Below are 7389 nucleotides of genomic sequence, written 5' to 3'. Positions count from 1 at the left end.
ACCTTCGGGTTATGAGCCCGACGAGCTTCCAGACTGCTCCACCCCGCGCTAATATGATATTATAAAACATTTTCAACGCTTTGTCAACAAAACATTGAAATGGATGGAGGTGGATTCGAACCACCGAAGCAATTTGCAGCAGATTTACAGTCTGTCCCCTTTGGCCACTCGGGAATCCATCCATATACATTGATCTCGTATAAGATCAATGTCCTAATTTTGTTCTGACAAGATATATTTATATCACAACTAAGGATAAAATGCAAGGCTTTTTTTCGAATTATTCAAAATAATTCCAAATGCTGACACAATGAAGACCATTACGACCCTTTCAGACACTTTTGCAGGGTATCAAAGAGGACTTCTGTTTCTATGGGCTTTGATAAATGACCATTCATTCCGCTTGCCATGGACTTTTTTGTATCCTCACTGAATGCATTGGCTGTCATAGCGATTATCGGAATTGTTCTGGCATCCTCCCGCCCGGAGGTACGGATCCATTTCGTAGCCTCCAGTCCATCCATAACCGGCATACGGATATCCATAAGCACAGCATGGTAATAATAAGGAGGGTGGGTCATATACATGTCCACCGCCTGCTGTCCATCTTCTACCGCTTCAATCATAAACCCCTTCATTTCCAGAATGGTTCGGGCTATCTCCTGATTCAGTTCATTATCTTCCGCCAGGAGAATCCGTTTCCCATTGAAATCATAATCCCGTTCCACCTCTGCTTCATTGGGAATCACAGTGTCTTCCCCATATGGGAAAGTCAGCGTAAAATAAAATAAGGAACCTTCCCCCGGCTTACTCTCCACCTCCAGATTTCCCCCCATCATCTGAACCAGTCTGCTTGATATGGCAAGCCCTAAACCGGTTCCCCCGTATTTGGATGAGGTTTTCTTTCCTTCCTGTTCAAATGCAGTGAATATCCTGCCCAGAGCTTCCCTGTTAATTCCTATACCGTTGTCTTTCACAGAGAACCGCAGTGTCACCTGGTTTGAATCTTCCTGCAGGGAATCTATATGAACCAGCACCTGTCCTCCGTTACCGGTAAATTTCAGGGCATTTCCCACTATATTTACCAGAACCTGATTCAGCCTCAATTCGTCTGCCACAATTCTGCAATTGCTGGTATAGTTGTTTTCCATTCGAAAATCAATGTTCTTACGAATTGCCTGGGGCATCATCAGTGATTGAAGATCCTCTATCTGTCTTTTCAGATCCATACTCTCTTCATTAAGCTCTATTTTACCGCTTTCTATCCTGGACATATCCAGAACATCATTTACAAGATTCAGAAGATACGTATTGGCGGATTCAATTTTATTCAGGCAGTCCAGGGCTTTTTCCTTATTATCCAGAACTGTTTTTGCGATTGCAGTCATTCCTGTAATGGCATTCATAGGTGTGCGAATCTCATGGGACATTCTGGACAAAAAGTCCGTCTTCGCCTGACTCACAGCATCTGCCCGGGCTTTCATAATGAAAGAGAAAATGATTTTAGCCATTTCCTTCACCAGTTTCCGCTGCTCCTTTGTCCATGTATATTGCTCCTTGCGGCTCTCAAAGCTTAATGTACCCGTTACTTTACCATGGTTCCAGATCGCAGAAATCAGGCAGGAGGGAATTTGAGAAACCCTGGGGTTCATCCTGTCGCAAAGCCCTTCTTCATCAAATAACTGATCAATCCTGCTGACATCCTCTCTGAGTAAATAAAAATCCCGGTCCATTTCAAGATCCGACGGGTTTCCTGCCCACTGGTAAGTGTAACGGTAGCTTAAATACTCATAATCCATCTCCAGAATTGTTACCCGGTCAAAGTGATAGGTTTTGCCGATTCTGGATAATAGCAGGAAGATGGCATCGTCCAGACTTTTCGCCTTTCCTAACAGTTCAAGGGCAAAGGATGTCAGATCCTCTTCCCGGTATTTTACCGGTCTGCCGATCTCATTGATAAAATGGGCTTCTTTATAAAGTTCTGTAAGAACCGTTCCAAGCTCATTTGAAGTATCCAGGTAACAGCATGCGTGACCTCTTTCATTCTCTTTAGCATATTTCAAAGTACTTTCCGCACACCGGTAAAGCCCACTGTATTCATCTACAACCTCGGTAACACACATTCCGATTGTAACCGATACCCGCACTTTGCTTTGCCCCGAAACCACCAGATTCTGCACCATGGAAGCGATCTTAGGTCCCAGTATCGTTGCTCTTCCTTTCGTACACCCTTTCAAAAACAGCATGAATTCATCGCCGCCCAAGCGGATCAGAATATCATCTGCCTGTGTCTCCGACTTAAGGATCACTGCCACTTCCTGTAATATGGCATCTGCAAATACGCTTCCTTCTTCATCATTTACCTTTTGGAAATTATCCATATCCAGAAGCATTAACCCACAGATTTCATCCGGGCTTTTCAGTTCCATGTATTCACGAACCAGACGGATTCCCGCTTCCTTGGTATACAGGCCAGTCAGCCCATCTCTGTATTTCGCCTCTTCCAGCGCAAATTCCTTCTCTTTCTCAGACTGGATGCTGCGCATTTTTCCAATCATTTTAACCTGATTTCCATCTTCATCATAAATGGTAGTTCCGGATATCCGAGACCACACAGTGTGTGAGCTGCCTACATGGGGTGCCATTTGGATCTCTATTTCTTTCCCTGATCTGCCCAGCATAAAGTCCCGTAAAATCGCCGCATCCTTTTTAGCAACCAAAGAGCAAAGCTCCTTTTTCAAAAAATGAGGTACGATTTCTTCGATAACATTTTTTCCTCGTTTTTCAGACAGGGTACCATAAGCCCGATACTGGTCCTCCCGAACATCATATTCAAAAATAACCGCCGGAGAACTCTCGATGGCAATTCGAAACCGCTGGTGCTCCTCTTCCAATTCCAATTCCAGTTTCTTCTTTTCTGTAATATCCACCATAACGCGCTGTATGACATTTCCGCCGGTACTTGACATCATCAGCTCTGTCGTTCCATATACCCACAGAATCTCGGACGAAGATCCCTGAATCCTGTACTCGAACTGAAAACGGTCGCCAGGATTCTTCAATTGATTGATTTTGTCAAGGATAATCTGGCGATCATCTTCATGTATTCTGTTATAGAATTCAGCCACTCCAAGTTCATGGCATACCTCTTCTGATTCATAACCTAAAATGCGAAGTGCTTCGTGATTCAGCGTAAGAGCAGAAAACTCCCCATTCTTCAGCTGATAGCGGATAATTCCGCACATCATGGAATCGTAGATACTGTCCAGAAGGTCTTTCTGGGAAGCCATTTTCTGATTTGCCTCTTCCATCTCCGTTACATCCAGATAAATGCTGTTGATAATGATCTGTCCATCTTCATTTTTCACTTTCTTCCCACTGTCAATGATCCATTTTAAAGACCCGTCCCTGCAGGCTATCCGGTATTTAATGGCATAGTCCATACTGCCGTCCCGGAAAGCTTCCTCACACTCTTTCAAAACCCTGGGAAGATCTTCCGGATAAACGGCACCTACAGCGCTGCCTTTGGTTACTTCCATGAATTCCTCTCTGGTATAGCCAAACATGCTGCATAATTCATCACTCACATAAGCATATGTATACATATCATCATCAATACTGATTTTAAGCCCGCCTTGTATCGCATCGAGAACAACCTGTATCTGATGGTTTTTCTGCATATACTCCTCATAGGTCTGCTTTTGTGCATGAACGGCTTTCTGAAATTCCCGTTCCTTATTACTCAACTTTTCCTCCATCTCAGCCATTTTCTTTTCCAGGGAAGAGAATGCCTTACGCCCCTCTTCATTTGGAAAAAGATCATTGGATTCCATCTTCTGGTATGGGTTGGAATTATGGATATGAACACATTCAAAAGTATCATTTTTTCTTTGAAAAATGAATGAAATACGCTGATGTTCTTCTATACAAAGCCCCGTATCATCATTGGCTGCTACCCAGAATAAACCGCTGCATAAATAAACACCGGTTCCAAGCTCCGTCACTTCAAATTCTTCATCCCATATATGACAAGGAGGGATCTTACCCTGAAACCTCTGAAAATATTCTGCTGTTTCCTCCCTGGAACTCCCATGCTGATCTTCCCCTGCACCAATCCAGGTAATATTCGGAGCAAATACAGCAGTTACGGCATCTTCATCATTTTCAACATAATGCTTTTGCAAAATCCAATGGGCAAATTGTTTTACCTCTGTTATTATACGATCCTTCATAGTAATCCCTCTAAACATTATGCCATCCTTTTGGATAAACATATGTTGCCGCTTTATATTATATTTTAATCTCATTATAGATAAGAAACCGGCAAAATACAAGCAGCAAAAAATCCCCTTTTCACCATCTTTTAAAAATGCTATACTGAATGAAAATAAAAACCCCTTGTAAGTGGGTTTTAAACTGAGGTGACATATGGAATTTTTATTGAAACCACTCGCTTTTCTTCTCATTATTTTTGGCGGATACCTCTTAAAACGTTTTGGATTTTTTAAAGAAACGGACTATCCCCTGATCACCAAGATTGTGCTGAATATTACGCTCCCTGCTGCTGTAATCAACGGTTTCGCAGGCTTTAAACGTGATACTTCCCTGTTTTTAATCATTGCACTGGGCTTCATGTGCAGTTTTCTGCCATTGATTATCACTTGCTTGTTATCCAGGAAAATGACAAAGGAGCGACGCGTATTTACAATGATTAATGCATCCGGCTACAACATCGGCTGTTTTGCCCTCCCCGTTGTACAGAGTTTTTTCGGTCCAGCCGGAACCGTAGTGACCTGTCTGTTTGATACCGGTAACTCCATGATTATGACCGGGGGATCCTATGCGGTTACTTCCTCCCTGCTTCACACCAATCCGGGTGAAAAAACAAGTATTACCTCTATCGCAAAGAAACTCGCTTCATCCATCCCCTTTGATACCTATATGCTGATGCTTCTGCTGGCACTCTTCAATATTCCTATACCGGATGGGATAATCACTTTCGTGAGTCCTTTCGCCTCCGCAAACAGTTTCTTAGCCATGTTAATGCTTGGTCTGATGTTCAAACCGGTCAGCAATCCATTATACATAAAAGATACCGTCCTTGTAGTATCTGTCAGACTTTTATTTAGTACCTGCTTCTCCCTGTTTTTATACTGGTGTACCCCATTTTCTCTGGAAATCCGGCAGATACTGGCTGTTGTAGCATTTGCCCCAATTGGTTCACTTGCTCCGGCATTTACGGAAAAATGCCATGGTGACGGGTCCCTTTCAAGCTTTGCAAATTCTATATCTGTAATTGTCAGTCTGATTATTATGACAGGACTGGTGGTGGCGATGGGCATAGCAGGATAATACCGGACATTAAAAAACGGCTTTCTTTAGCCGTTTTTTAATCACCCTCATACATATTCCCTGATCATTTCGTAAATTATAAATTAACCGACCTGACCGCCGCTTTCATTTCCCGGACATATTGCGCAACAGCCGATACCGCGTTTTCTCCATGCTTTGCAACCAGTTTCACAATGGCGGAACCCACAATTGCTCCGTCTGACACTCTCGCCATCGCAGCCGCCTGCTCCGGCGTGGAGATACCAAATCCTACTGCACAAGGGACATCTGTCTCTTCTTTTACCATTTTTGTCATCTCGGCAATGTTCGTCTTAATCTCGCTTCTGACTCCGGTAACACCAAGAGAAGATACGCAATACACAAAGCCTTTTGCTTCTTTTGCAATCATCCGAATCCGCTCATGAGAGGTGGGGGCTATGAGGGAAATAAGGTCTACATCATACTGTTCACATACACCGGAAAGCTCCTCTTTCTCTTCATAAGGCAGATCCGGTACAATAATCCCATCCATGCCGCATTCCACACAGCGTTTCATAAATCTCTCTTTCCCATAAGTATAAATAGGATTTACATAGGTAAGGAAAACCATAGGAACTGTGACCCTCTGTCTGGCACGTAGAATCATATCAAATAATTTGTCGGTGGTGCAGCCTGCCCCAAGTGCCCGTTCATTTGCTTCCTGAATTACAATCCCTTCTGCAACAGGGTCTGAAAACGGAATTCCGATTTCTATCAGATCTGCTCCTGCATCCTGCATGGCATATAATAGCTGTTCTGTAACATCTAAGGTGGGATCTCCTCCCGTAACAAATGGAATAAATACTTTTCCATTCTCAAATGCTTTTCTAATCTTACTCATAGATATTCACCCCTCTGTATCTTGCGATCGCCGCTACGTCCTTATCTCCACGTCCTGAAATGTTAATTACAATAATTTTATCTCTATCCATGGTAGGTGCCAGTTTTCTGGCATATGCTACTGCATGGGCACTTTCAATTGCCGGAATAATCCCTTCTTTTCTGGAAAGATATTCAAATGCTTCCACTGCCTCTGTATCCGTAACAGGTACATACTGCGCTCTGTTAATTTCAGCAAGGTGAGCATGTTCCGGCCCTATCCCCGGATAATCCAGACCTGCAGAAATAGAATATACGGGTGCAATCTGACCATATTCATCCTGGCAGAAGAGGGATTTCATGCCATGGAATACGCCTTCGCTTCCCCTGGCGATTGTAGCTGCATGTTTTTCCGTATCCACGCCCAGTCCTGCTGCTTCACATCCAATCAACTGTACTTCACTATCCTCGATAAACTCATAAAATGCACCCATGGCATTGCTTCCGCCGCCTACACAGGCGATCACCGCATCCGGAAGTCTACCCTCTGCTAATTGGATCTGCTCTTTAATCTCCCTGCTGATAATTCTCTGGAAATCGCGAACAATCGTGGGAAATGGATGTGGTCCCATAACGGAACCTAATACATAAAGCGTATCATCGCAGCGGCCCGTCCATTCTCTCATAGTTTCATTTACGGCATCCTTAAGTGTCTGCGTCCCGCTGGTAACGGAATGTACCTTTGCACCTAACAGCTCCATACGGAATACATTAAGTGCCTGGCGGTCAGTATCTTCCTTACCCATAAATATCTCGCATTCCATGCCCATCAAAGCAGCCGCAGTTGCTGTTGCCACACCATGCTGCCCCGCGCCTGTCTCTGCAATAACACGGGTCTTTCCCATTTTCTTAGCCAGCAGCACCTGTCCAAGCACGTTATTAATCTTATGGGAACCGGTATGGTTCAGATCTTCCCGCTTTAAATAAATCTTAGCCCCGCCCAGATCTTCTGTCATCTTCTCGGCATAATATAATAATGACGGTCTCCCGGCATAGTTCTTATACAAATCATCCAATTCTGCTATGAATCCAGGATCCTTACTGTATTTCGCATATGCAGCTTCCAGTTCATGTACTGCATTCATCAGTGTCTCCGGAATATACTGACCGCCATATTCCCCAAATCTTCCTTTGCTCATG

General features: G+C 43.7%; 4 protein-coding genes and 1 tRNA gene. 1 reads left to right on the top strand and 4 read right to left on the bottom strand.

All coding sequences use genetic code 11. The features are described from left to right. Nucleotides 1–100: 100 nt before the first annotated feature. Nucleotides 101–182: transfer RNA gene (locus ACH2DQ_RS14085), tRNA-Tyr, on the bottom strand. Nucleotides 183–320: 138 nt separating this feature from the next. Further along, nucleotides 321–4232, bottom strand: coding sequence for a PAS domain-containing protein (locus tag ACH2DQ_RS14080; protein ID WP_394914788.1), 3912 nt, complete (start codon nucleotides 4230–4232; stop codon nucleotides 321–323). 196 nt (nucleotides 4233–4428) lie between these two features. Here ACH2DQ_RS14080 and ACH2DQ_RS14075 point away from each other — a divergent pair, with 196 nt between their 5' ends. Continuing rightward, nucleotides 4429–5352, top strand: a complete 924-nt coding sequence (locus ACH2DQ_RS14075; protein ID WP_394914789.1) for an AEC family transporter — start codon at nucleotides 4429–4431, stop codon at nucleotides 5350–5352. A 76-nt stretch (nucleotides 5353–5428) separates the two neighbouring features. Here ACH2DQ_RS14075 and trpA read toward each other — a convergent pair whose 3' ends face one another. Both trpA and trpB read right to left on the bottom strand, forming a co-directional pair. Further along, a complete protein-coding gene (trpA, locus tag ACH2DQ_RS14070; RefSeq protein ID WP_394914790.1) occupies nucleotides 5429–6211 on the bottom strand; it encodes a tryptophan synthase subunit alpha in 783 nt (260 codons plus the stop codon). Next, nucleotides 6204–7388: a tryptophan synthase subunit beta gene (trpB, locus tag ACH2DQ_RS14065; RefSeq protein ID WP_394914791.1), complete on the bottom strand. Its 1185-nt coding sequence runs from the start codon at nucleotides 7386–7388 to the stop codon at nucleotides 6204–6206. The genes trpA and trpB overlap by 8 nt, the downstream gene beginning before the upstream one ends. Between the last annotated feature and the right edge of the window lies 1 nt (nucleotide 7389).

Source organism: Robinsoniella sp., from assembly GCF_034124845.1.
The sequence above is the reverse complement of the archived record's forward strand: the minus strand, read 5'-3'. Positions and strand labels throughout refer to the sequence as shown.